The organism is Halomonas elongata, from assembly GCF_029081005.1.
Taxonomy (GTDB): domain Bacteria; phylum Pseudomonadota; class Gammaproteobacteria; order Pseudomonadales; family Halomonadaceae; genus Halomonas; species Halomonas elongata_B.
In genome coordinates, this window is record NZ_JAJQTQ010000005.1 from 186,976 (window position 1) to 210,012 (window position 23,037).

23 protein-coding genes and 2 pseudogenes are annotated in these 23,037 nt (G+C 55.4%); 22 read left to right on the top strand and 3 right to left on the bottom strand.

Going from position 1 to position 23,037, the window contains the following annotated elements:
* The first annotated feature begins 14 nt into the window (after positions 1–14).
* The 11 genes from LU493_RS05835 (at position 15) to LU493_RS05885 (ending at position 10,883) form a co-directional block, all read left to right on the top strand.
* Complete coding sequence (locus tag LU493_RS05835; RefSeq protein ID WP_428994528.1) at positions 15–416, top strand: TIGR03751 family conjugal transfer lipoprotein; 402 nt, start codon at positions 15–17, stop codon at positions 414–416.
* A gap of 74 nt (positions 417–490) precedes the next feature.
* A complete protein-coding gene (locus LU493_RS05840) occupies positions 491–3,352 on the top strand; it encodes a conjugative transfer ATPase (RefSeq protein ID WP_275286849.1) in 2,862 nt (953 codons plus the stop codon).
* Positions 3,349–3,936 carry a DUF2726 domain-containing protein gene (locus LU493_RS05845; protein WP_275286850.1) on the top strand — a complete coding sequence of 196 codons (588 nt, stop codon included), beginning with the start codon at positions 3,349–3,351 and terminating at the stop codon, positions 3,934–3,936. The genes LU493_RS05840 and LU493_RS05845 overlap by 4 nt, the downstream gene beginning before the upstream one ends.
* Positions 3,906–4,559, top strand: coding sequence for a hypothetical protein (locus LU493_RS05850; RefSeq protein ID WP_035415446.1), 654 nt, complete (start codon positions 3,906–3,908; stop codon positions 4,557–4,559). The genes LU493_RS05845 and LU493_RS05850 overlap by 31 nt, the downstream gene beginning before the upstream one ends.
* Complete coding sequence (locus tag LU493_RS05855) at positions 4,556–5,329, top strand: DsbC family protein (RefSeq protein WP_275286851.1); 774 nt, start codon at positions 4,556–4,558, stop codon at positions 5,327–5,329. Before LU493_RS05850 ends, LU493_RS05855 begins: the two co-directional genes overlap by 4 nt.
* Before the next feature lie 23 nt (positions 5,330–5,352).
* Entirely contained in the window at positions 5,353–5,877 is a 525-nt protein-coding gene (locus LU493_RS05860; RefSeq protein ID WP_275286852.1) for a hypothetical protein, read from the top strand.
* A gap of 308 nt (positions 5,878–6,185) precedes the next feature.
* Entirely contained in the window at positions 6,186–6,608 is a 423-nt protein-coding gene (locus tag LU493_RS05865; protein WP_035415451.1) for a TIGR03757 family integrating conjugative element protein, read from the top strand.
* Positions 6,605–7,561, top strand: coding sequence for a TIGR03756 family integrating conjugative element protein (locus LU493_RS05870; RefSeq protein ID WP_275286853.1), 957 nt, complete (start codon positions 6,605–6,607; stop codon positions 7,559–7,561). The genes LU493_RS05865 and LU493_RS05870 overlap by 4 nt, the downstream gene beginning before the upstream one ends.
* 2 nt (positions 7,562–7,563) lie before the next feature.
* Positions 7,564–8,994 carry a hypothetical protein gene (locus LU493_RS05875; RefSeq protein ID WP_275286854.1) on the top strand — a complete coding sequence of 477 codons (1,431 nt, stop codon included), beginning with the start codon at positions 7,564–7,566 and terminating at the stop codon, positions 8,992–8,994.
* A gap of 10 nt (positions 8,995–9,004) precedes the next feature.
* Complete coding sequence (locus LU493_RS05880) at positions 9,005–9,364, top strand: hypothetical protein (RefSeq protein WP_275286855.1); 360 nt, start codon at positions 9,005–9,007, stop codon at positions 9,362–9,364.
* Position 9,365: 1 nt separating this feature from the next.
* Positions 9,366–10,883: a conjugal transfer protein TraG N-terminal domain-containing protein gene (locus tag LU493_RS05885; RefSeq protein ID WP_275286856.1), complete on the top strand. Its 1,518-nt coding sequence runs from the start codon at positions 9,366–9,368 to the stop codon at positions 10,881–10,883.
* Positions 10,884–10,919: 36 nt separating this feature from the next.
* Here LU493_RS05885 and LU493_RS05890 read toward each other — a convergent pair whose 3' ends face one another.
* Both LU493_RS05890 and LU493_RS05895 read right to left on the bottom strand, forming a co-directional pair.
* Complete coding sequence (locus LU493_RS05890; RefSeq protein WP_275286857.1) at positions 10,920–11,291, bottom strand: hypothetical protein; 372 nt, start codon at positions 11,289–11,291, stop codon at positions 10,920–10,922.
* A gap of 75 nt (positions 11,292–11,366) precedes the next feature.
* Positions 11,367–12,287: an Rpn family recombination-promoting nuclease/putative transposase gene (locus LU493_RS05895; protein ID WP_275286858.1), complete on the bottom strand. Its 921-nt coding sequence runs from the start codon at positions 12,285–12,287 to the stop codon at positions 11,367–11,369.
* A gap of 512 nt (positions 12,288–12,799) precedes the next feature.
* Between LU493_RS05895 and LU493_RS05900 the strand changes: the two genes are divergently transcribed.
* The 4 genes and pseudogenes from LU493_RS05900 (at position 12,800) to LU493_RS05915 (ending at position 16,164) form a co-directional block, all read left to right on the top strand.
* On the top strand, positions 12,800–13,309 hold the full coding sequence (locus LU493_RS05900; RefSeq protein WP_428994526.1) for a DDE-type integrase/transposase/recombinase: 510 nt from the start codon (positions 12,800–12,802) through the stop codon (positions 13,307–13,309).
* A gap of 479 nt (positions 13,310–13,788) precedes the next feature.
* Complete coding sequence (locus LU493_RS05905; RefSeq protein WP_275286860.1) at positions 13,789–14,202, top strand: hypothetical protein; 414 nt, start codon at positions 13,789–13,791, stop codon at positions 14,200–14,202.
* 26 nt (positions 14,203–14,228) lie between these two features.
* Positions 14,229–14,915: pseudogene (locus LU493_RS05910) on the top strand (ThiF family adenylyltransferase); the annotation flags it as partial.
* On the top strand, positions 14,896–16,164 hold the full coding sequence (locus LU493_RS05915; protein WP_275286861.1) for an MFS transporter: 1,269 nt from the start codon (positions 14,896–14,898) through the stop codon (positions 16,162–16,164). The pseudogene LU493_RS05910 and the gene LU493_RS05915, both read left to right, overlap by 20 nt.
* Before the next feature lie 397 nt (positions 16,165–16,561).
* Here LU493_RS05915 and LU493_RS05920 read toward each other — a convergent pair whose 3' ends face one another.
* Complete coding sequence (locus LU493_RS05920; protein ID WP_275286862.1) at positions 16,562–17,353, bottom strand: hypothetical protein; 792 nt, start codon at positions 17,351–17,353, stop codon at positions 16,562–16,564.
* Positions 17,354–17,612: 259 nt separating this feature from the next.
* On the opposite strand from LU493_RS05920, the gene LU493_RS05925 reads away from it, so the two are divergent.
* The 7 genes and pseudogenes from LU493_RS05925 to LU493_RS05950 all read left to right on the top strand — a co-directional run bounded on the left by LU493_RS05925 (position 17,613) and on the right by LU493_RS05950 (position 22,943).
* A complete protein-coding gene (locus tag LU493_RS05925) occupies positions 17,613–17,852 on the top strand; it encodes a hypothetical protein (RefSeq protein ID WP_275286863.1) in 240 nt (79 codons plus the stop codon).
* A gap of 99 nt (positions 17,853–17,951) precedes the next feature.
* Positions 17,952–18,485, top strand: a complete 534-nt coding sequence (locus LU493_RS05930) for a hypothetical protein (RefSeq protein WP_275286864.1) — start codon at positions 17,952–17,954, stop codon at positions 18,483–18,485.
* A gap of 86 nt (positions 18,486–18,571) precedes the next feature.
* Positions 18,572–18,970 carry a hypothetical protein gene (locus tag LU493_RS05935; RefSeq protein WP_275286865.1) on the top strand — a complete coding sequence of 133 codons (399 nt, stop codon included), beginning with the start codon at positions 18,572–18,574 and terminating at the stop codon, positions 18,968–18,970.
* Between the two features lie 106 nt (positions 18,971–19,076).
* Complete coding sequence (locus LU493_RS05940; RefSeq protein ID WP_275286866.1) at positions 19,077–20,021, top strand: ArdC family protein; 945 nt, start codon at positions 19,077–19,079, stop codon at positions 20,019–20,021.
* Between the two features lie 78 nt (positions 20,022–20,099).
* Positions 20,100–20,237, top strand: a pseudogene (locus tag LU493_RS20020) (IS1595 family transposase); the annotation flags it as partial.
* Between the two features lie 192 nt (positions 20,238–20,429).
* On the top strand, positions 20,430–21,755 hold the full coding sequence (locus LU493_RS05945; RefSeq protein WP_275286867.1) for a DcaP family trimeric outer membrane transporter: 1,326 nt from the start codon (positions 20,430–20,432) through the stop codon (positions 21,753–21,755).
* Positions 21,756–21,929: 174 nt separating this feature from the next.
* Positions 21,930–22,943 (top strand): L,D-transpeptidase family protein, encoded by a 1,014-nt coding sequence (locus LU493_RS05950; RefSeq protein ID WP_275286868.1) that lies wholly within the window; start codon positions 21,930–21,932, stop codon positions 22,941–22,943.
* Positions 22,944–23,037 lie beyond the last annotated feature (94 nt).

Below are 23,037 nucleotides of genomic sequence, written 5' to 3' on the forward strand. Positions count from 1 at the left end.
TCACTCTGGCCCTGGTGGGATTGGGGCTGCTTTCCGGCTGTGCGACGTCCAAGGACGAGCTGATGCCTACCAACGGGATGACCATGCAGGAGCTCTGGAAAGAGGGCTCCCGGCAGAGTGCGAGTGGCAGCGCTGGGAAACAGGCCGTGCTGGAAGCCCGGGGGGCGTTGCGTCGTCCGATCGGGGATGGCGAGGTGACTGCTGAACAGACGCGCTACACCCGTGACGCGGCCAATGAGATCTACAGTCAGTTCTCGCGCCTACCGAACCCGGACCTGGTGATGTACATCTACCCCCACCTGGCCGGTGGGGAGTCGGTGCCGGTACCGGGTTACTCCACCATCTTCCCGTTACACACAAAGCACCAGTACGCCATGCCGGGTGAGGGAGCTCGTCCGGTGGGGAGGACGCGCTGATGTCATTCAATGACCTGATGAATCGCTGGTTCGGTGGTGCCGAACAGCAGGCTGATCCCATCGATGCCTCCGAGATGAATGGCAATGGCGAGCGGCCATTGGCGGTCCCAAGGGGGAAGTCGATCACAGAGCAGGACGTTGATCGGCTCTACAAACGGGCGCCGTCCTTCGCCAACTATCTGCCCTTTATCGAGTATCTGACCGATTCAAAATGCTTCCTGATGGATGATTGTCGCTCGGTCGGCATCGTGGCCGAGATCATGCCGCTCGCGACCGAGGGGCGGTCGGAGGATTGGCTCAGGGATAAGCGTGACCTGATCGAAGGGGCATTTCAGGATGCTCTGCCACAGCACGACAACTCACCCTGGGTCGCCCAAATCTACGCCCAGGATGAAGTCGACTTCCGCGACATCATGGATCGGCTGAAAGCCTATATTGATTGCCCGGATCCCGAATCAACGGAGAAATCCAGTGGCTTGCTCGAGACCACCTATACCCAGGAGTGGTTGAGTCAGTTTGAGCGGCATCTGAAATCCATCTCTCAGGAGGGTGGCGTGTTCCACGACGACGTGGTGACGCAGACCTCCTGGAAGGGACAAACGCGCCGCACGCGCCTGGTGCTCTACCGCCGCCTGAACAAATCCGCAGGATCAGGGCGTGGCAACCCGATGACGCCGGAAGAAGATGCCAATATGGTCTACGACCGCCTGGCGTCGGCGCTTGAAGGGGCAGGCCTCACCCTACGACGTTATGATGGGCGAGACTTCCATCGCTGGATGGTAGCCTGGTTCAATCCTCGCCCGTCTATGTTCCCCGACGATCCCCAGGCCTTTCTTGATCTGGTCGACTATCCCGGCGACAACAACCTGCCCTACGACTATGACCTGGGGGGCGATGTCCTTTTCAACATCCCGACGTCTGATGTCGACAAGGGGCTCTGGTATTTCGATGGCCTGCCACATCGGTGTCTGGTGGTGGATGAGCTGCGCAAGAAGCCGGAGATCGGACACATCACCGGTGAGGTCAAGCGGCAAGGCAGCAAGTCCAAGGTCTCCAATGCGCTGATGGATGTGCTACCCGAGGGTACCGTCATGGTATTGACGGTGGTGGCATCGCCCCAGGAACCCCTCGAGGATCATGTCAATCGGCTCAGCAATAAGGCGCATGGCGATAGCGTGCTGGCAGTCAGCGTGCGTAATGACTGCAAGAAAGCCAAGGAATACATGGCGGAGCGCCATTTCCTGTACCAGTCCTCCCTGGTGTTTTACTTGCGTGGTGACAATGAAGAGGACCTGCGCTTAAAGACCCAGGCGTTGAGCACCAAGCTGTATCAGTCCAGCCTGAAGCCGGTTGAGCCCGAGGATGAGATCGCCGCCCTCAACACGTACCTTCGCTGGCTACCGATGGCCTTCGATCCCGACAAGGATGCCCGTAACCGCTGGTATACCGCCTACAACTACGTTCAGCACATTGCAAACCTGAGCCCCTTCTTCGGTCGAGCTCGTGGTACGGGGCGACCGGGTATCACAAATTTCAATCGTGGCGGCGAAACGCTTTCGTTCGATCCCTTTCATTTGGCCGATCGCGAGAAGAATGCGCATGCCTTCATCAGTGGCCCGACAGGGGCAGGTAAATCGGCCTCACTGACGGCCATCTGCGCTCAGCTGATGGCTGTGCGCCGGCCGCGTTTGTTCATCCTGGAAGTAGGCAACAGCTTTGGCTTACTCGCGGACTATTTCGAACGTAACGGCTTGAGCGTCAACAAGGTCAAGCTGTCACCCGGCTCAGGGGTCTCCCTGGCCCCCTTTCTGGAAGCACACCGGCTACTCGAGGACGAGCGTGCACGCAAGCAGGCCGACGAAGATGCCAAGGCACGTGCCCAGGGTGAGATAGACGATGATGCGTTGCCAGCGCCGATCGAGGATGAGGAGGAAGAGCTCGACGAAGACAAGCGAGATCTTCTCGGTGAGATGGAGATCACCGCACGGCTGATGATTACCGGTGGGGAGGAAGACGAGGAACGTCGCTTTCGTCGAGCCGATCGGCGAATTGTGCGCGACGCCATCATGCGCGCCGCACGGGTGACGTTTGAAGAAGGACGTCCCTGCAAGACTGAAGATGTTTGCGATGCCTTCTTCGAGATCTCTCGCGACCCGAGTTTCCATGAAGACACCCAGCGCCGCATTGAAGAGATGGGCCTGAACATTGGCCTGTACTGTGATGGCTTCGATGGCGAGGTATTCAACTCGACCGGAGACCCTTGGCCCGAGTGCGACGTGACCCTGGTGGACCTGGCCACTTACGCCCGTGAGGGGTACGGGGCGCAGTTGGCACTGTCCGTCATCTCGATCACCAACATGATCACCAACCTGGCAGAGCGGACGCAGTATGACGGTCGCCACATCGTCCAAATCATCGACGAGAGCCACGTTGTCACCGTCAATCCCTTGCTGTCACCGTTCTTCGTCAAGGTCGGCAAGATGGGGCGTAAGCTCTTTTATTGGCTGTGGTTCGCCACTCAGAACGTCGAAGATTTCCCTGACGCGGCCGAGAAGCTGCTCAACATGATCGAATTCTGGATCTGCCTGGTGATGCCACCGGATGAGGTTCAGAAGATCAAGCGGTTCAAGTCACTGACACCGGCCCAGGAAGAGCTCCTCCTCTCGGCATCGAAGATCTCCAAGAAGTATACCGAAGGCGTCGTCCTGGCCTCAGCGGTTGAGGCGCTGTTTCGGGTGGTACAGCCGAGTCTCTACCTGGCGTTGTCCGGGACCGAAGGGGACGAGAAGAAGGCTCGGCGCAATGTCATGCTGGAAAAGCGTTGCTCCGAGTTGGATGCCGCCATCCACCTGGCCAAGGAGATGGATGCGAAACGCGGCTTTATCGAGGAGGACGCTTCCGGCGCCGATCGGGATCGGGCAGAGGTCTCGGCATGAGTGAAACAGTCGCCCCGTCAGGTGCGGTCACTCTCGGGACGATTGCGATCTTGGGGCCTCTGGTGCTGGCTACTCTCTATGTCCTGGTGTCGCTGGTGTTTTGGCGGCGGGGAAAGGGAACGTTGCCCTATGAAAGACAGCCCGCCCTCAACTCACCTACCGAGCAGGCGTTCTATGGCGCCGTTTCGCTGGCCGTCGGATCCAGCGCGATGATCGCCTGCAAGGTACGTATCGCCGATGTACTCCGCGTGCGTTTCCGCCAACACCACTCTCGCGACCAGCGCTGGTGGCGCTACTTCCGCTTGATCAGCTCCAAGCACGTCGATCTGGTGCTGTGTGAGCCTCGCGGCGGACGAATTCTCATCGCGATCGAGCTCGACGATCGCAGTCACCGTCGTGGCGACAGGAAGCGTCGCGATCGGTTCGTGGATCGGGCCTTTGCCTCAGCAGGCATCCCGCTGCTGCGCTTTCCCGCCCGTGGACGCTACAACGTCCAAGAGATCCGCGCTCAACTTGCTCCCCATCTCACGCCCCCGGAAGAAGGATCGGTGGTATGTCAGAAATCCAAGTCTTCGACACCGTGAACGCCGATGCGCGCGAACGCACACTTCATTTGCTGCCGGTCCTGCAGGCAGACCCTTTTGACAAGTTAACGGCTGAGGACATCACCCTGAACGTCTCAACTAGCTGGATGAAAGAACCTGTCAGCCCTGATGGGGGCTGGGTCATCCATCAACCCTATCCCAATGGGCTCTATTTCGTGGGGGGATCCTCTGAATGCCAGCTGGGGGAGTTCATCACGCTCCCCGCGGACCTCACTGCGGGAGAAGTCGTATTTCAATGGTCTGTGGCTGTCGAGAACCTGCCGCCCGGCCGCTTTCAGATCGAACACCGTATCGAGCTGACCTTTGAAGAAGGAGACGGACGTACCTACTCCATGGACGTGGCCAACTGGTGGGCACAGAGCGAGTTTGCTGGCGAAGGGCACACTACCCCCGAAATTGGCCGCAACCGCTTTTCTCGATTGCAACATCAGGGAATCTCGCCATCACGACGGGCGCACGTTCATGAGTCGATACGCGAGGGGTGTCGCTATCTCGACATCCAGGAGTCCTTGTCTCTCCCTGCTATCACGCTGGGTGATTGCTGGACCATTCAAACCTATGGGGGCGAGTCCGCTCTCTCCTGCCTGGAGGCGCTGCGATGAAACGTCAACTGACCGGTCTGATCCTTGGTGCGGCCGTCGTGGCCATGACGGCCTCGACAATGGTCTTGGCTGCATCAGGGCAGGATGTGCCGGAGGCACTGGAGGATCTCACCATCAATGGCCAGGCCATTACTCCTGAGTCAATTCATCGTGTCGACCTCGAGGGGCCAATATACGAGGTGCGGCTACGCAATGGGGACACCTTCTACAGCGACGCTCAGGGGCGTCACATGGTCGTGGGGACTCTCTACGACAACGCGCCAGAGGGGCTCATCAACGTCACCGAGCAGCGCAACCGTCAAGAACGGCTGGAGCAGCTGCAGGATGTGTCTGAGGAAGATCTGGTGACTTACCCCGCTCAGGGAGATGACCTTGGCGAGATCACGGTCTTCACGGACACAACCTGTCCCTATTGCCAGAAACTGCATCAGCAGATCGATCAACTGACGGCAGCCGGTATCACGGTCCACTACGTACCGTTCCCACGTGCCGGAAGCCAGTCCCCAGCCGCACGTCAACTGGCACAGATCATGTGTTCCAAAGATCCACAGGAAGCGATGACGGCCGTATTCGAGGGTCGTCCCCTCCCCTTGGAGGTGGAACCGGTTGAAAGCTGCCAGTCCGCTGTGAAAGACGGATTTCAGCTGGGGCAGCAATTTGGCGTGACGGGGACTCCGACGATCGTCTTGCCATCGGGGGAGATGGGGGAAGGGTACCGGCCTGTTGATCAAATGGTGCAGGCCATTGGCCGTACGTCAGGAAATCACTGAGACAATCGAAGAGAAGTACGGTCATGAACATTATTGTGATGACAGGCGAAACCGGTATCGGGAAATCTCGAGTGGTCGAGGCATTGGGCGTGGGCCGCCGCGTGATGCTGATCGATCCGCTTGTGCAGTGGTCGGTGCCAACAGCTCCTGCCGAAACGGTACCGGGAGATGGTCACCAACAGTGGTCAGCGCCTACAGGTCCCGCCGACCTGGTGGTCTTTGATCATCTCTCCTTCTTGCCGGATGCCGAGGATCAGGTGCGACAGGCCACGGCATGGTGCGAGGCGCACCAGGTCAATCTGCTCCTAGTTGTGCAGTTCCAGGAAGATCTCGAGTCGCTGGGAATCTCGAGCCTGCGTGATGCACAGGCCACCGTGTCGCTGTCACGCCCTCCACAGACGGACACGCTCAACGTCAGTATCCGATACCAAGAAGAAACAACAGTCTGGAATGCCACCTTCGATACCTATCTAAATGTCGCGGATAGCACAGCGTTCAAGCGACTCCTCAAGACCACCACGAACCGGAAAAGCAGGAAGGCCTCTTGAAGGCTCCACCCCGCCTGGGCAGCGGGGTGATCTGATGCCAATGGGCAATACGGCGCCTCTTGCTGATTGGCATTTTGTACCTGAGAGGCGTCTCAGGCCGCTAACGGTGGAGCGCCATCCAGATTGGCAACGCTAGCGGCCTGAGCGCCGCTCTCAGTGTAATCACTCCTCAGCACATCAATCCAATGGCTTCCTCGTGCCAATGGCTCCGCAGCAAAAACGTACAGCCTTCCATTTAACATTCTTCGATGCCCTTACTGCCAAGGCTGCTCACCATGGCCACATGCCCACCTTTCCAGGAGGCCACTGTGGCACGACATCCGACACGCTGGTTGATTCCCCTGCTCTCAATACTCGCCCTGCCAGCATGGGCTGGCGTCGAAGTGTTCACCGTCGCCGGCGAGCCCATCGTCAACGCGCCGGAGTCTGCAGCCGTGGTTGAACTGGATGCCCCGGCCAGACTCGACGCGCAGATTTCGCGAGATCTGCCGGCAGATCCCGATCGCGCGAAACAGATTCTACGGTCGCGCATGAGCGGCCCAGACTGGCAGGCCACGCTGGACCGCTATGGCGAGACATATACAGGCGTAGCGCGTGCCTGGATGCTCGGTATCGAAAAAGTTCCCGCTGTCGTTCTCGATGGTCGCTATGTCGTGTATGGCGAGGCTGACGTCCAAGTCGCCCTCGAGGAGATTGCACGGTACACCCGAGACGAGGATGACACCCCATGAAGCGGACGCTCTCCACTCTGCCGATGGCAATAGCCTGCGCCCTGGTCATCAGCATGGCCAGCTTGACGTCGGCACCTCAAGCACGCGCCCTCACCACCCCCGAGATCGTCGAGTCGTCGTTGAGTACGCAGTGTCTCGATTACCAGGTCATTGGTTTCTGTGCCTGGCTTTATTGCACAGCCTTCGGCTGTACCGTACGCACATCCATGCGCGTGAAGCATTACATCCCCGAGCTGGTGGTGTCGTCCTACGAGAACACTGGTGATAACCCCTGGAGCGAGGTGGCGATGCTTTCCCCGCCAACAGGGAATGCCACGGGCGGTGGTCGCGCGACAGAGGAAGCCGATAGCCGCCATTCCAACACCAGGTTCAAGAATACCGATGCGATTGGCCACCCCGGGGGCGCGGTCTTCTACCGGATGCTCAGTTCCTTCGGGTACTCCTGCGATAGTGAGGCACTGCCCTATACCCCCTATTTTCTATCGACACTGGATGCGCTGGCCTGGCGCTCGTCCCTGCCCGAGATGGCGTATCCCGAGGCCCTGACACCCGGCATGCGTGAGATGGGCTCTGTGGGGGATCTGTGGAGCCCAATTTATCCGCGCAGCGGTTTCGTCTCTCAACCCCATGACTACAAAGCGGCGGCCACTACGGCTCAGCGTGCAGCGGACGTCGTGACTCGAAATGGACAACCTCACGTCTACATGCCACTGGCCCCAACTGACAACCCAAACGCTGGTAAGTGGGCACCTGACCCGGTCAAGGAAGGGGATCCAGACACGCACAAGTGGCAGCGCCTGGAACCCAACATGAGCATGTCCTGCTCGATTTTCCCGGATGGGGGAGAACGCCATCAACTCCAGGATCCCGGCAACTACGCCTGGGCGCTGTGGCGACCCTATCGGTGTTGTGCCGTCCGGGGGCAAGAACTGCTGTATTTCACCGGAGAGTAAGCATGAATCGACACATCCTGCAGAGCCTGACGCTCTCGGTGGCACTGATCACCCCACTACTCGCTCAGGCGCAATCAGCGGACAGGCTCTATTACGACATTGGGGGCGCTGCCCCTTTCGGTGCGTCTGCAGGGCTGGGACATGGCCCGAGGATGAGTGGAATGGGGGTCCGTTGGAACGTTGATGCCACCTGCGGCAATTTTGATATCGGCGCGACCGTGAGCAATCAGCTCAACGGACTGACGGATGGCTTTCAGAACATGATGGGGGATGTTGTACAGAATGCCACCGGCGCTGTGGCCAGTCTGCCGGCGATGATCATCCAGCGATCCAATCCCGCGCTCTATGATCTCCTGACCAATGGTGTCCTGCAGGGACGAATGGACTTCGACAAGTCTAAGCTCTCCTGCCAACGCATGTCCGAAGCCCTGGCCGACGCCACGATCGGGGGGCAAATGCAGCAGAGTGCCATGGCGGAAAACTGGCAGGACATCGCGAGCTCGAACCCCGATGCTGTGGCAGCTCAGGAAGAAGCCGAAGCCGAGGCCGGCAACGCGGGGCGCACCTGGGTGGGCGGTCAGAAGCGTGGTGGCAGCGGCCAGGCGCCCATGCGCGTGGTCGAGGACACAGCGAAAGCAGGCTACAACCTCCTCCATGGCCGTACCGACACAACATCGAATGCGTCAGTTTCGGGTGGTGGTGGAGGCTGGGGATCCGTCGCCACCTCCAATGGTGACTGGGTTGGTGGTGGCGGTATTGCCGGTGGCAGCGGTAGCGGTGGTTCCGGGAGTGGCAGCGACTGTAAGGGCGGTATGTGCACCATATGGGGATCTCCCGAGGAAGCCGCCGAATGGACCAAGAAAATTGTTGGCGATACCGAACTGCGGTCCTGCGATGGATGCGAGAAATCCGAGAGTGTTGCCGGTACCGGTTTGATCCGGGAGCTCGAAGACGAACAGCAGTCCATTCACCAGAACCTGGTTGAGATGCTGAACGGAAGCAAAATCACCCAGGACAAGCTGAATGATGTCTCTGCAGGCAATGGCCTGGCCGTGTCTCGTGGCGTGATCGAGGCGATGCGCACCGATCCCCAAGGCCCCCTTCTCGCCCAGCGCCTGGCCAGTGAGATGGCCCTGGCCAGGACCCTGACCAAGGCGATGTGGGCGCGAAGAGCGTTGATTGCGGGCACAAGTGACCCGGGTATCGAGAATAATCCCGAAGGGATGACGGCCCTGGATCGCAAGCTCGAGGCCTTCAACCGGGATATCGAGCTACTGCAGAGCGAGATGGAAATCCGCAAGTCTCTTGCCAGCAGTGCTGCAACGTCAGCGCTCCAACGGGCGGCCAATCGAGCCAGGGACTCTATGCAGAACGAAACGAACATCCCGCGTAGTGAGCTGGATGGCCGTGGTGCGCCGATCGAAGGTCAATAAGGAGCCCCCAATGGTTCGGATTTTCAAACGTCACCCATTGCTACTGGGGCTCTTGGGCCTGATCGCCGCATTTTGGGTTGGTGCCCTCATCGTTTTCATCGGGATGCGCCTGTATGGCGGCATCAGGGACTTCCAGGTCGCTCTGGGTGAAAACCGTCATTGGCTGATGGTCTGGCGTGTCCTCTTTTATGGGGGGATCGCTTTGGCTTGGTTCCGGCTCTGGCGACCGAAGATCCTGCGGAGCATTGAGCAGGACAAGGATGGCGGTCGGCAAGGCCGTGTCCTCCTGCACAAGCTCGAACGCATGATTCTGATCGTTGTGGTTCTGATCGAGGGCTGCAACCTGTTCATCTGGTGGGGAGGAGCCTGACATGGCGACGTTCGCAGTCAATGACTACATGGAAGGCACTATGCTCACCCTGGGCTGGGTCGTTAACAATGGCATCTGGGATGCCATGACCGCGACCGGGATCGCTGTTGTTCCCTTCATCGCATTGGTCGCGGGCGAGTGGTTCAAAGCGCGACAGGAAGGCGATGACGAGGGGAACAAGGGGGTACTGTCTCTCAACCGCATCGAGTCGCGGCTCTATGTGATGATTATTGTAGTAGCGTTTACCTGCGTGCCCGTTTTCACGTTCAACGTGAACCCGGTGAACGTCAACAAAGACCACGCAGAGCAATGCGGGACGGTCATGCTATCCAGTGGCCAATGGGGAGAATCGACAATGACGTCGATTGACGGGCAGCAGGCCCGCTTGCCCATGTGGTGGGCACTGACGCACTCGATCTCCAAGGGCTTGACCAACGTGGCCGTCTCGAAGATCCCCTGTTCGACTGACTATCAGTCTATCCGTACAGCACTCGACCTCTCATCGATCTCCGACCAGGGACTGAAGCGTGAGATCGGGGAGTTCCAGTTGGCGTGCTTTGGACCGGCCATGAACAAGCTGTTACAGAGTGGCACCACCCTCGAGGAGGCCAAGGGGATGGATGTTGACTGGATTGGGTCGAAACACTTCCTTGAGACATCAGGTTTCTATGACAGCTTTTACGCCAAACGCCCTATCCCGGGTTTCCCCTATAACTCGGATCGGGACGAGGCCCGGCCCAGTACAGGCCCAGGGCAGCCGGGGTATCCCTCTTGTCGCGAATGGTGGAGTGATGGCTCGGCAGGGTTGGCAGCGCGACTTCAGGATCAGGTCAGCGGTTGGGATCGGATAACAACAGCCCTGCTTCATGATGCCAAAGCTGCCATCAGCAAGGAGGCCGCTGCAGAGCACATGATTCGTCGCATGGTGAGCCCCCGATCAGGGGCAGCCAACGGTAACACCAGCCAGGCCTCCATGGGGTATCGGAGCCTCGATGGTGGTGTTGATGATGCGGTGGTTGCCGTGGCGGGGATGGCAGGTAACGCCATGGCCACAGTGCCGTTTCGTGCCGGTATGGATAGCCTCAAGCAGTCATTGCCGATGATTCAGGGCGTGTTACTGATGGCGATCGTCATCTGCCTACCGTTCGTCATGGTCGCTTCGGGCTACTCCGTCAAGGTCGTAGGGATGGCCATGTTCGCCCTGTTCGGCCTGTACTTCCTGACCTTCTGGTGGGAATTGGCACGCTGGCTGGACTCCAACCTGGTCAACCTGATGTACAACAGCGCAGCAGCGAAGCTGAACTGGCTGGCCGGGGTTGAGAATGCGAACGACAAGATGGTGCTTCAGTTCGTCAACGGCATGATGTTTCTTGTTCTGCCAAGCGTATGGATTGCCGCGTTGGGATGGGCAGGAGCCGGTGCTGGAAACGCTATTTCTAGCGGGATTAGTAATTCTGGCAATGAAGCTAAAGGTGCAGGAGGCAAAGCAGCTGATAAGGCGCAGGACAAAGCCATGTGAAGACATAGAGCCAGCGGAAGCTGGCTCTATTTTTTCCTATTCGTCGTCATCGAGACGGTATTTGATGACGCCGTTTTTGTCGTAGTATCCTGGGCCGCCTAGCCCATACATATCAAGTTTCGCAGCATCTGAGCTTGAACTGGAGCCTTGCTTACCACCAATGATAGTTTTACCGGCTTCAGCCGAAGCTTGGCCGAGCGTGCGTACTAACCCTTGAGACTCGCCGTTCCCGAACAGGAGCGCTGACGTGAAAGCTGCAGAGCCTTTGAGCACCTGGCGGGCGGTGTAGGGGCGATGGGAGGCGGTGCCCTTTTCTGGACGCTCAGGCGCAACGTGCTCGTCCTGGTCACGGCGATGACCGAACAGCTCTGTTGCGTTGTCGTTCCACAGGAGCTTTTTGAGGCCCATGGGACACCTCCAGAATACGGGCACAGTTAGTCCGAGAGTAGCTTGCAAGCCAGATCAGTGCAATTCGAGCCTGGGTCAGCGCTTCAGCTCTTCCCGCAACTTACGGACCTGCTCGATGTCCAGCCCAGACAGCTCAGAGATCATCTGGTCATCCATGGCGGTTCGCTCGAGCATTTTCTGAGCCACCTGACGAGCGTGATTCTCTTCGCCTACCTGCTTCCACTGCTCGGGCCACTGCTTTGCACGTTCAGCCAACATGTTGTGCACCTCGTTCAAGTCGTTGAGCGACTGCCACTCAGCCCCTTCGCTCTCGGGCACCCAGCTCGGCAGCAGCACGCGCCGGATCCAGAGGACGAAGTGCCGGCGTAGCTGGGTCTGCTCCGGCGCTTGTAACCATTGTACCAGTAATCCGATCAGGTCGATGGCATCCTGCTGATCACGGTGATGTTCCAGCCGGAAGATGGCCGACACCACATTTCGGGTCTCTTCCGACCACTGCTCGCTGGTCACGATAGCGCCCTCGTCCAGGAGCAGATATGGGAGGTCAGGCCGGTAATGCTCCAAGCCTCCCGGTACCGGTTGGACAAGCTCAGCCACGTTGAGTGCCGCATTCCAACGTTTTTCGCCGTTGTACAGCACGATAGGCAGTACGGGGGGCAGCTTGCCGTCCTGGGTCAGCTTCTTCTGTTTGACCAGTTCCTGATACAGCAGCCCCACGTAGGTCATGATGCGCAGCGCCATGAACGGGTCGACGGTGCTCTGGAACTCGATCAGCAGGTAGACATATACCCACTCGTCGCCAAAGCGTACACGCCAGATCACATCACCTTCACGATCACGTAGGTCATCGGTGACGAAGGTACTGCTGACCTTCTCCAGCGAATCGAGGTCCAGGCGATCAATCCATTCTTCCTTCACGAAGCCTGTCAGCAGATCGCGGACGACCCTTGGCTCGCTGAACAGCAGCTTGTAGCTGAGGTCATGCTGGTTGTTCATGACATCTCCATCATTCGATGGCAGCAGCTTACCACGGAGGATATTCCTCCTCGATTGGAGTGCGGCCGGAAGTTGAGCACCGAGAAAGGCGCTCTCTCGCTCAATCCAGGCAGCCTAGACCGGGAAGTGCCCACAGATTTTGCGTACAGCCGCCACGAGGGATGAAAGTCACAGACTGTCTCAGCTTTGACCGATTAGCTGTTTAGTCCCTGAGGTATCATGGTTCATAGTACGAACCATTGTCCGAAGAGGATCCATGGCTCGAGTACTTCATCAACGCGCCAAGACCACGTACGCCATCCGAAATGACATACAGCGATCGTCAGCTTCGGTCGCGAAGCTGAGCCACCGTTACAACCTCAACCCTCAAACAGTGCGTAAGTGACGACGTCGCGGTTCCGTGGAAGATGAGTGCATGGGGCTCTAAGCAGCCAAGCTCGACATCCCTATCAGAACCTTGAAGAGGCCGCGGCGATCACCTTTAGACGCACCTCCTGGTTCGCCCTAGATGATTGTCTCTTTGCGCTCCAGCACTTTATCACTCATCTGACGAGATCCGCACCGGGGGCAAGGCGTATCTGTTCGTGACCGTCGACCGCACCTCCAAGCTTGTGCATGCCCGGCTTTATCCGAAGGCACAGCGGGAACAGACGGCTGAGTTCCTCGAAGACGTGCTACAACAGTTGCCGTATCGGGTTCACACCCTACTAACAAATAACGGCTCTCAGTTTGTCAAGCGACCAGGGGCAGAATCCTACAAGCCGCATCGCTTTGATGTGGTCTGCTATCGGAATGACATCGAGCATCGCCTGACATGCCCCTTCCATCCGTGGAGCAACAGGCAGATTGAGCTGATGAATCGCCCCATCAAGGAAGCGACCATCCGCCGCTTTCATTACGCCAGCTTAGGCGAGCTGAGTGCCTATCTAAAGGACTATCTCTGGGCGTATAACAATGCTCACCCGCTTCGTGCGCTCAAGGGAAACGCCCATTGGATTCATTCTCGAACTCTAGCTGGATGACCCCGAGAGATTCCATGATGGCCCCGTCCACTACATCCCGGGACCATACACCTAGGGTTTGCAAAGGCATCATCGTCCGCGTTTTTAACCCTCTCCAATTTTGCTATCTCCCTGACTTATGATCATCATTAGCCTTCCTTACACAAATGGCAATATGTCTAAGCGTCGCGATAGCGAAATATTATAAAATAATTGATTGCTCATTATTATAATAAATTAGAATTTTAAAAATGCACTGCTAATTGTTAAATGGCTGCTAATAATCAGCGGTTAAATTAATGACCAAGAGGGCATGAAAATGAACACTCTTTCTACAGATGCATTTGAAGTCAATTTTGAAGTTCTCGATGAGAGGGTAAACTTTATCTGCGAGGAGGCTGTTAACTTCTTATCAGAAGATGAAGCCGAGGAAAGTTAAATGGCATTATGGCTTGGCTGGTAACCAGCCAAGCCTTTATATTTTCCAGAGGGGAGTAAAAATGCTAAAACCCATGCTTAAAAAATCTCATCATATACTTAGGAGCCCTGATGGAGATATCTGTATTGGTGAGTTACCAGGTTCTTCTTATGTTGTAAAAAAACCTCCCCAAGCATTCGTCGACCTCCTTCACTGGTTGAATGGTGATTTTAGCATTGAGAGAATAAAGGCTGCATACAAAAAACAGCATTCTGAAATCAAAAACCCTGAAAGCGTGGTTGAAAAGGTAATATCACACTTATCCAAATTGAATCTTCTTGAAGATGCCTCGAGAACATCAAAGCTCTTGAGCCAGCAAGAGATTGAGCTATACGACAGACAGCTGTTGTATTTTTCTCAAGTTGAAAAGAATAACCTCCCTAGCTTCATCTACCAAGAGAGGTTAAAAAAACCAAGGTTGCTGTTTTTGGCTTAGGAGGATGGGGGACTTGGGTTTCCAAACTTCTTGCTCTTCATGGGTTCGGTAACTTAAGGCTTGTTGATGGAGATAAGGTTGAAACCTCAAATCTCAATAGGCAGGTTTTATTTCGATTTAGACATGTAGGAATGTCTAAAGCAGAGGCTTGTAAAGAAAGCATACAAGATATAAATCCTTTTGTACATGCTGAGGCCGTTGATGAATACGTAACTGGGAGTGGGGATAAAATAGAAAATCTTTTAGATGGTGTGGATTTATTGTTCTTGGCGTGGGTAAACCTCTCAGCATTTACGGGAAAATCCGTCGCATCAAAGATTCATGAAATTGCCAAGAAGAAGGGCGTAAAAATCATTGAGTTTGGCGGTGATCCCCAAAGCGTTTATGTGGGGCCTATATATTATGCTGACAATGACAGCATAAGCCTAAGCGATGTCAATGCCATGGTGAAAAAAGAATGGTTTGACGATGTGCCAGGAGACGTGAAGAAGTTTAGAGATGCAAGGATTAACGAAATGTACGATGATGGAAACAGGATCGTAAATGCTTGGCAAACCTCTCCTTCATTGTCAATCATGGCGGGAATGGCTGTGGATCAAGCAGTAAAACTTATAAGTGAGTGTGAGCCTGCGTCACTAACAGGAAAAAGAATCACTCTTTCATTGCAAAGCTATACTTTAAAGGAGACGTTCTTTGATCAGCGCGGCAAATAGAAAAGATTCCGGGCTGCCCATTGCTCACTTGTTCTCGGAGTTTGGCTTCCAATTTTCATATATCATCATACCCTTGATAGCGGCAAGAGCCCTAAACGCATCAGGATTTCAGATGGGGATCTTGATGTCAGTGGGGGCTGTCAGCGTTTTAGCTGCCCCATTTGTTGGGGCAGCATTTGATAAAAATAGAAAGTATGTGGCAGGCATGATTGTTTCCGATATGGCAAGAGCCATACTTTACTTTGCCATAATCATGAGCTTTTCATACATAAACATGTACTTTCTAGTTACTCTAATGCTTGGCATAACTTTTTTTACAATCTCGTTTGACATTTGCAGGACATCATATGTGGCGGACAATTACAAATCACCACATAACTTCAACAGCTTGCTTCTTCTTATCACGTCTGCAGCAGAGATTATAGGCCCTGGAGCTGCATCGCTTTCTTTGTCAAGCATGGGGTATCAAGCCTCGCTTGGGTTCGTATGCGTTTCATTCTTGCTTTCAGCATTTTTCATCTTATACCCGAAGCTTAATAGAGCTTCTTTCTACACTTGCAACTATGGCCAGACGGAGATAGATTGCAAACCCTACTCCGATGATAAAAAATCCATTGGAGCATTAAGCGCCGCTTATTACATCATTAGAAATAGGGATATCTTCAGTTTTTTTGTTCTTGCTATTGGATGGTCTTTTTGCTCCAGGGTCTTGATGTCGGTTTTTTTTATAAGCTCTGTTAAGAACTTTGGGCTTACGGATTATGAAGTGAGCCTCCCTGTTGTAATAGGCGGAGTGGGCACAATTTTATCCGCTTTGATTTGCAGATTTTTTTTTGGTGGGCGTAACCTGCTAGCCTTTAATAGAGGGTTCTTTTTTTGTATCTTTCTAGCGGCAGTTAGCTTGTTTTTTTCTGACAAAATCAGCTCGTTGTCATTATTTCTTTTATGCTGCTTTATGTTTCTTTTGTTCCTTGGTGCAGGGGCCTGCAGGACGAGCTCTCTTACCTATCGCCAGGTCAACGTGAACATTGATCTTCTTGGGAAGATAAACTCCTATTTCTTTATAGGGACTAATGTTTCGATTCCTTTCGGAGCTATGCTGGGTGGGGTGATGTATGATTGCGGAGGTTTGGAAATGGTTTCAGTATCAAGCCTTCTGATGTTTTTTGTTTTTTTGTCAATGTCATTTATTGACCCCGAAAAAATGTTTTTTAGAAGCTATTTGAATTCTCGTGACCAAGAACAATGAATGTGGCCCTGTCGTTGTAGTTGTAGGGTGGGAGGCAGCTCAGCCCATAAGGAAGTTCGAGCGGTAATATCTGGTCGGTTCAGTAGCGCCGTACCTCAATGGTGGGTCGCCCCTTGTCCGTGACGATGACCGCCTTTCCCGAGATTTCGACTTAGAGAATAGAGTTCGAGCGCCTGGGCTTTGAACTCTGACCAAGACACCTGACGTATACATCTCCCCATCATAAAGTGTATGATCCCGGGAAGTGCCCAAAATTTTTGCGTACAGCCGCCACGAGGGAAAGGGAAATGGCGCAGGCAAAGGGCTTGAATGGAAGGGGGAGTAAGGGGAAGGGGCTTACCCGGATTACAGGGGGAGAACCCCAAAGGGCCAGGGAAAGGGCAAAGGGCGCTTCCCCCTAATACCCTCTTACGAACTTGGAAACGAAAGTTGCGATAGCCCATCGGAAAGGAGATCGATAAGCTCTTTCCCAGTCTTGGGTGCTGGACTTCAGTTGGTTTTGCAGCCCCCACCTTTCCATCTCCAGCATGCCCTTCTCGCGCACTTGCTCCGACAGGTACTCGTCGAGATTGCACCATTCCAGCTTGGCACTCAGCGACAGCCTTTTCTCCTCAGACAGCGGCGTCAGGTCCTTGGCCAGCATAGGTGCTGACCGTCCTGCCAACTTGCGTTCATCCAGATACTCGAAGATGAGGCCGAAGTTTTCGTAGAAGCGATTGCGACGACTTGTGTTCTCTCCTCGAGCATCGGATTCCAGTAGCCTGACAGGCATCACACTTGCTTCTGGCCACTGCCGAGCCCAATGAACGATCTCGTTCATGAAGAAGGAGCCGATACCACGCCCTGCAAGCCACCCCGGGTCTACGACACAATAACCACCTTCGGAGATAAAGGAGCTTGTAAGGCGCACATGAGGCCCCCCCATGATGCAGCACTCATATGATGCTGAAAACTCACCTCCTTCTCGCATCCGTCCCAGCACGGTTCCTGAGATTATCTGGTAGTGAAATCTCAGACTGACACTTGTCACCACCCCTTCATGCTGAGAGAGCCGTTCATCACGCTCAACCAGGAGAGCAACTTCCTTGTCCTGCTCTTCAGACGGTTTGAGACGCAGCACGAAGATCCGCGGTGTTGAGAAATTGTCCCTCGAGCTAACTTTGTCGAGCGATGGCAGTGACTTGAACATTGAACCTCCTTCCATGGCCGCTTCGGACATCGTGATGACTCACGCCCAGGCGGGGCTTGCAAGCCCCGCCTGGGCGTTTCATACTCAATTTGCACCCGTTGGCTGCTGACGGCAACAGCAGCACCCTTTGCCCTTCGGGGCAGCCCGAAAGCCGTAACGCATCCCGAGAGACGGCGCCCGCAAGGGCTGGATGCTACCTCACCCTACCAGGGAGACTCTCCCTGGACGGGAGTCTCCCATCTAATATAAGGAGATTCCCATGCAGCTAGGCATTGCCTTGTACAACGCCTTGCGTTCCGCCGACATCTCGGATGAGAAGGCAATGGATGTCGTCAATGCTCTGGAGAGCGAGATGAATCAGCACCTTGCAACCAAGCATGACCTGAAACAGGAGATCAGTCAGTTAGAAACTCGGCTGACCGTTCGGATTGGCGGCATGATTGCTGGCTCAGTCGGCGTTCTCAGTATCGTCATGGCTGTGTTGAAGGTCTTCGGCTGACCCAACAGCTTCGATCTACCTCTGTACTTCTACCCATCTGGGGACACATCCCCAATGGGGATGGTGTGTCTCCCGGATTTGATCCACTGGAGCATCACCATGAAGAAGAATCCGCTCAAAGGCTCTCGCACCTTAATTCTCTCCGTTCTGATTCCGCTTATGTTTCCGCAGGTCATGCCCGAGCCACTCCGGTGGATCTGGTTGACGCTTGTCGCCCTGGTGGTGCTCAAGCGCCTCGGAATCATCAGCTTCGGCCTCGATCGTAGTGCATGCGATGAAGGTGAGACGACTTCCTCGAAGTCCTCTGCCTCCGATCAAGACGGCGTTACACATCGAGGAGAGATCGTTGCCCATGGCAGCGCTCCCTATCAGTTCGATGAGGCAAACCGCCTCAGCTATTACATCACGCTGCGAAATGAGCGTGGTGATGACAGGACCGTGTGGGGTGTCGATCTCAAGCGCGTGGCGCAAGAGACCACGCTGGCGGTTGGGGACACCGTCGCGCTCGAGTTTCTCGGACGTGAAGCGGTCGTCGTCAAACAGCCGGTTCGCAATGAACAGGGGCATGTCGTGAATCATCGCAAGGTGAGCACGCATCGCTATTCCTGGAAGGCACACGTTCTGCCGGTATAAACCAAGCGGTATCCACCCCAAGGGGAAGTTCTTTCCCTTTGGGGCGAGGTGCTTCCCCTTTTTTGTTCAATCGAAGGAGAAGCACGATGAATACTGCTACGACTCAACATGCCGTTCCGCGCCTCGATGTCACTACCAAGGCCATGTATCGCGGCCTGTGCCCATCAGATCGGAACTGCATGGTCCACATGGAGCAGCCTCTGTTGAACGAGGTTGTCATGTTATCTGCCGCTACCTCAGCACATGAGCGTGTGCCTGGGATGTTCTGGCTGGATCTCATAGACGGCTTCATGGACAGCGCGAGAGACCAACTCGCCGGTGTTCCTTCGGGCTGTCGTGTCTTTGACTGTGAGGTCGAGGTACACGGCAACCCCAGCGTCAGCAACTTGCCATGCTCACTGCGGGTTCATGTCGAGGTGCAGCGCTTCTGGCACAAGCAAGTGCTGGTGTTCTCTCTGGCCGGTCACAGCGTCATGGCTGCCTGACCCTCCCTTTATCCACGACATAGCCCGGTTCGCCGGGCTCTTCTCTCCTACCCCGACCGGGATGCGCTCCCGGTGGGGGCCTCTCGGTCGTCATCTTGAGGGTCTAATGATGGCCGACATCTACCAAGCCGTAACCGACCGTATCGTGGCACAGCTGGAACAGGGCACTATCCCCTGGGTAAAGCCCTGGAACCGCTCAGATAAACCGGAACCGGCCCTGACGCCCCGCAATGCGGTTACCGGCCGCCCCTACAATGGCATCAACGTCGTGCTGTTGTGGTCGGCCGCGGCGGAAAACGGCTATACGCAGGACCGCTGGCTCACCTTCAAGCAAGCCAAGGAGGCCGGCGGCAGCGTCAAGAAAGGCGAGACATCGACACTCGCCTGCTTCTACAAGCCGATGAAGAAGCCCAAGCTCGACGATGACGGCAACCAGGAGCTGGACGAGGAAGGCAATCCCAAGGAAGAGCGTTTCGCGATCCTTCGTGGGTTCAACCTCTTCAACATCGACCAGTGTGAAGGGTTGCCGGACGAGATCACTGAGCCGGGATCTTCTGTCGAGGCGGCCTTTTCACCTCATGAGGAGGCCGATCATGTGATGGCGTCCAGTGGCGTGGCGATCGAGCATATCGAAGGTAACCAGGCTTTCTACACGCCAGCCCTGGACCGGATTCGGCTACCGGCACGCCACCAGTTCGATCTGGCCGAGCGCTACTACAGCACGGCCCTGCACGAACTGGTGCATTCCACCGGCCACCAAAAGCGACTGGCCCGTGAGGGCATCGTCGCCTTTGATGGCTTTGGATCGCCGTCCTACGCGCGAGAGGAGCTGGTCGCGGAGCTGGGCATGGCCTATCTCTGCGGACATCTCGGTATCGCCGGCGAGCTGCAGGACGCCAGTTACATCGCGAACTGGATCGCCGTGCTGCGCGAGGACAAGCGAGCCATCTTCAACGCCTCGGGCCATGCCCGAGAGGCGGCCGAGTTCCTCCTGGAGCGGGCGGAAGTGACGCCCCGACAAGAGGCCTCAACCGGCCGACAATGTGCGTGACGACAAGGCCTGGGGATTCCCCAGGCCTTTTCATTACACCATCGCTCGGAGGTGTCCATGATTGCTGGGCAAGATCACATCACCGATAGCTACCATGCGATACGTACGCGGCATGTGCCGCATTTACCTGACCGAGTCTGAGTACCGTGGCTTCTGACGAGGGCGGTCAGAACATCGCCGATGCCGTATCGGCTCCTGACGCTGGCTGAGCCATATGTGCATATCAGGCAAGGAAATAAATTAGTTCATTTTTTGTATAAGAAAAGTGCCCAATCCTTGTAATTCTCCCCCTCGACTCCCGACAAAATTACCAGGCACGCAGAGTCGTGACCGAGCTCACTTAAGCGCATTTCACTAATAAAGGTGAAGCGCTTCTCTTACAATCATAAAAAAACGAGGTAGGGAACCATGAACAGCACAATGAAAAGAAAAGCCGCTCCGGCTTTCATTCTATCTTTCGGAATCGGGATAACGCACTTACTAGCCGGCTCACAATATGCCATCGCACAAGATAGCGATAGCGAAATCGAAGAACTTAAAGAACAGATGCGGGCATTACAACTACAGATAGAGGAGATGAAAAAGAATCAAACAGAAGCTGACAAACCCAGGAAGATGGAAGCAGACAATGTGGTGACAGGCGGGGATATACCCGGAAGCTTTAAATTACCAGGCAGCAATACATCAGTAAAAATAGGAGGATACATAAAGTTCGATGCTATCTATGATCTTAACCAGGATCTTGGCGACACCTTATTCGTCGATGGCTTAGACGTCTCCAATGAGGACAGCAACTCCTCATTTCGGGCTCATGCCCGACAATCGAGGCTTTACCTCAAGACCTCCACCCCCACCTCTCTGGGCAACGCCACTACCTATATCGAAGGAGATTTCTTCGGGGGTGGGGGTAATGAGGTCTTCAGCAATTCCAGTGGTTTTCGGCTGCGCCATGCCTATGGTGAGCTAGCAGGTCTTCTGGCCGGCCAGACTTGGTCGAACTTCATGCATTTCGCGGCTTATCCCACCACCGTCGATTTCGATGGTCCGGTGGGAGTAAGCTTCATTCGGCAAGGTCAGTTACGTTATACTCTGCCAGCCGGTCCCGGTGAGTTGTCGCTCTCGGCAGAGAATCCTGAAGGTACCGGGTTCGAAGATGCGCGTGATACATCACCCGATGTGACCGCCCGTTATCATTGGAATGGGGAGAATACGGAAGTTGAAACTGCCGCAGTGGTACGACGCCTGAAAACGGATAGCCCCGCTGCCTCCAGTGATGATTCCACCTTCGGTTATGGACTGATGTTGGCAGGTAACGTCGATGTGACCGATAGCACCCGACTCATGGCAGGGGTCATGTATGGGGACGGTATCGGCCGCTATATCTATACCGCCAATGGGGTCGAGGACGGCGAGGATTCCATCGGCGCGGCCTATATTAATGCAGGTGGCGAACTGGAAACCATCGAAGCCTATGGTTTTAACGTCGCTGTAACTCAGCAATGGACCGACAAATTTTCCTCCGGCCTTTCCTTTGGTCAAGTGCGAGGCGATCGTCCGGCGGACCTCTTTCCGACTTCGACACGTACTCTGCAGAGCATCCATTTTAGCAACTTCTACCAATGGAGCGAGCCTGTGACATTGGGATTCGAGATCTCAAATGGCTTCAAGGAACTACAGAACCGGGATTCCGAAAATAACACGCGTCTTCAGCTCTCTGCCAAGTACACTTTCTAAGTAATTATGTCTCTGTCTTGGGTGCCCTTCTGGCACCCTTTTTGTTTTCGCCAGGCATGGTGGTGTTGAATCTGGTTGACGAGGCGCTGAAAAGAAGTGCCTCAGTACAGTTAAGCAGCCTGCCTTTGACACATCTACACTCTAAGTAATGGCAATCTTGAGAAGGTAAATTGAATGATACCTATTTCTCTATCTGGCCAGGCCATTCGGCTTGCCCTGCCCCTGAGCCTCGCCGCCATACTCTCTTTGCCGCTGCAAGCAGCCGATGGCGATCTACCCCAGGGCCATTATCGTCTTCCCGAAGACGGCACCCTGATCGGCAAGGTCACCACTGTGGAGGCCGATGAGGATGACACCCTAATCGATATCGGCCATGAACATGGTATCGGCTATAGAGAGATGGTACGCGCCAACCCCGACATCAGCGTCTGGTATCCCGGCGAGGGCACCGAAGTGACCATTCCCGGCCGCTTCATCCTCCCGGACGCCCCTCGCGAAGGCGTGGTGGTCAACGTTGCCGAGATGCGCCTTTACTATTATCCACCCCGCGCCGAGGGCAAGACCGCCACAGTTGAAACCTATCCCATCGCTGTCGGACGTATGGACTGGCAAACACCGCTAGGCACCACCACTATCACCGACAAGGTCGAAGACCCGGCCTGGTATCCTCCCCAGTCCATCATTGAAGAACATGCGGCCGATGGCCGGTCGCTGCCCAGCGTAGTGCCTCCGGGCCCCAACAATCCTTTAGGCCAATATAAGATGCGCTTAGGGATTCCTGGCTACCTAATCCACGGCACCAACAAACCCGAGGGTATCGGGATGCGAGTTACCCATGGCTGCATCCGCATGTTACCTGAGCACATCGATTCGCTCTTTTCTCGCTTGCCAGTCGGCACCCCTGTGCACTTGGTCAACGATAGTTTCAAGCTCGGCTGGTCCGACGGCACTCTCTATGTACAGGCTTATCCCTATCTGGACGAAGAGCAGGGGACAACTATCCAACGCGTCACCGAAGCGCTCTCCCAAGTCGAAGCCAGTATCGACTCCAATGACTATCCGATCAATTACGGACGGTTACGCGAAGTTGTCGAGGTACCAAGAGGTATTCCGGTAGCACTGAATGCCGACGCCGAAGACACCCAGGAGACCAAACCTAGGTTTTGTCCGAAAAGTCGGATTTGCTAATGTGCACCATGCCGCAACTGCATAGGTGATGCATGGCAGGACGCTACGAGCTCTCCGATCGAAGCTGGGAGATGATCGAGGATATCGTCTCGCC

What these genes read in the sequence shown, in the direction of transcription:
- LU493_RS05840 (WP_275286849.1), top strand. Translation starts at nt 491, where the DNA reads ATGAATGGCAATGGCGAGCGGCCATTGGCGGTCCCAAGGGGGAAGTCG.
- LU493_RS05845 (WP_275286850.1), top strand. Translation starts at nt 3,349, where the DNA reads ATGAGTGAAACAGTCGCCCCGTCAGGTGCGGTCACTCTCGGGACGATT.
- LU493_RS05850 (WP_035415446.1), top strand. Translation starts at nt 3,906, where the DNA reads ATGTCAGAAATCCAAGTCTTCGACACCGTGAACGCCGATGCGCGCGAA.
- LU493_RS05855 (WP_275286851.1), top strand. Translation starts at nt 4,556, where the DNA reads ATGAAACGTCAACTGACCGGTCTGATCCTTGGTGCGGCCGTCGTGGCC.
- LU493_RS05860 (WP_275286852.1), top strand. Translation starts at nt 5,353, where the DNA reads ATGAACATTATTGTGATGACAGGCGAAACCGGTATCGGGAAATCTCGA.
- LU493_RS05870 (WP_275286853.1), top strand. Translation starts at nt 6,605, where the DNA reads ATGAAGCGGACGCTCTCCACTCTGCCGATGGCAATAGCCTGCGCCCTG.
- LU493_RS05875 (WP_275286854.1), top strand. Translation starts at nt 7,564, where the DNA reads ATGAATCGACACATCCTGCAGAGCCTGACGCTCTCGGTGGCACTGATC.
- LU493_RS05880 (WP_275286855.1), top strand. Translation starts at nt 9,005, where the DNA reads ATGGTTCGGATTTTCAAACGTCACCCATTGCTACTGGGGCTCTTGGGC.
- LU493_RS05885 (WP_275286856.1), top strand. Translation starts at nt 9,366, where the DNA reads ATGGCGACGTTCGCAGTCAATGACTACATGGAAGGCACTATGCTCACC.
- LU493_RS05890 (WP_275286857.1), bottom strand. Translation starts at nt 11,291, where the DNA reads ATGGGCCTCAAAAAGCTCCTGTGGAACGACAACGCAACAGAGCTGTTC.
- LU493_RS05895 (WP_275286858.1), bottom strand. Translation starts at nt 12,287, where the DNA reads ATGAACAACCAGCATGACCTCAGCTACAAGCTGCTGTTCAGCGAGCCA.
- LU493_RS05905 (WP_275286860.1), top strand. Translation starts at nt 13,789, where the DNA reads ATGCTAAAACCCATGCTTAAAAAATCTCATCATATACTTAGGAGCCCT.
- LU493_RS05920 (WP_275286862.1), bottom strand. Translation starts at nt 17,353, where the DNA reads ATGTTCAAGTCACTGCCATCGCTCGACAAAGTTAGCTCGAGGGACAAT.
- LU493_RS05925 (WP_275286863.1), top strand. Translation starts at nt 17,613, where the DNA reads ATGCAGCTAGGCATTGCCTTGTACAACGCCTTGCGTTCCGCCGACATC.
- LU493_RS05930 (WP_275286864.1), top strand. Translation starts at nt 17,952, where the DNA reads ATGAAGAAGAATCCGCTCAAAGGCTCTCGCACCTTAATTCTCTCCGTT.
- LU493_RS05935 (WP_275286865.1), top strand. Translation starts at nt 18,572, where the DNA reads ATGAATACTGCTACGACTCAACATGCCGTTCCGCGCCTCGATGTCACT.
- LU493_RS05940 (WP_275286866.1), top strand. Translation starts at nt 19,077, where the DNA reads ATGATGGCCGACATCTACCAAGCCGTAACCGACCGTATCGTGGCACAG.
- LU493_RS05945 (WP_275286867.1), top strand. Translation starts at nt 20,430, where the DNA reads ATGAACAGCACAATGAAAAGAAAAGCCGCTCCGGCTTTCATTCTATCT.
- LU493_RS05950 (WP_275286868.1), top strand. Translation starts at nt 21,930, where the DNA reads ATGATACCTATTTCTCTATCTGGCCAGGCCATTCGGCTTGCCCTGCCC.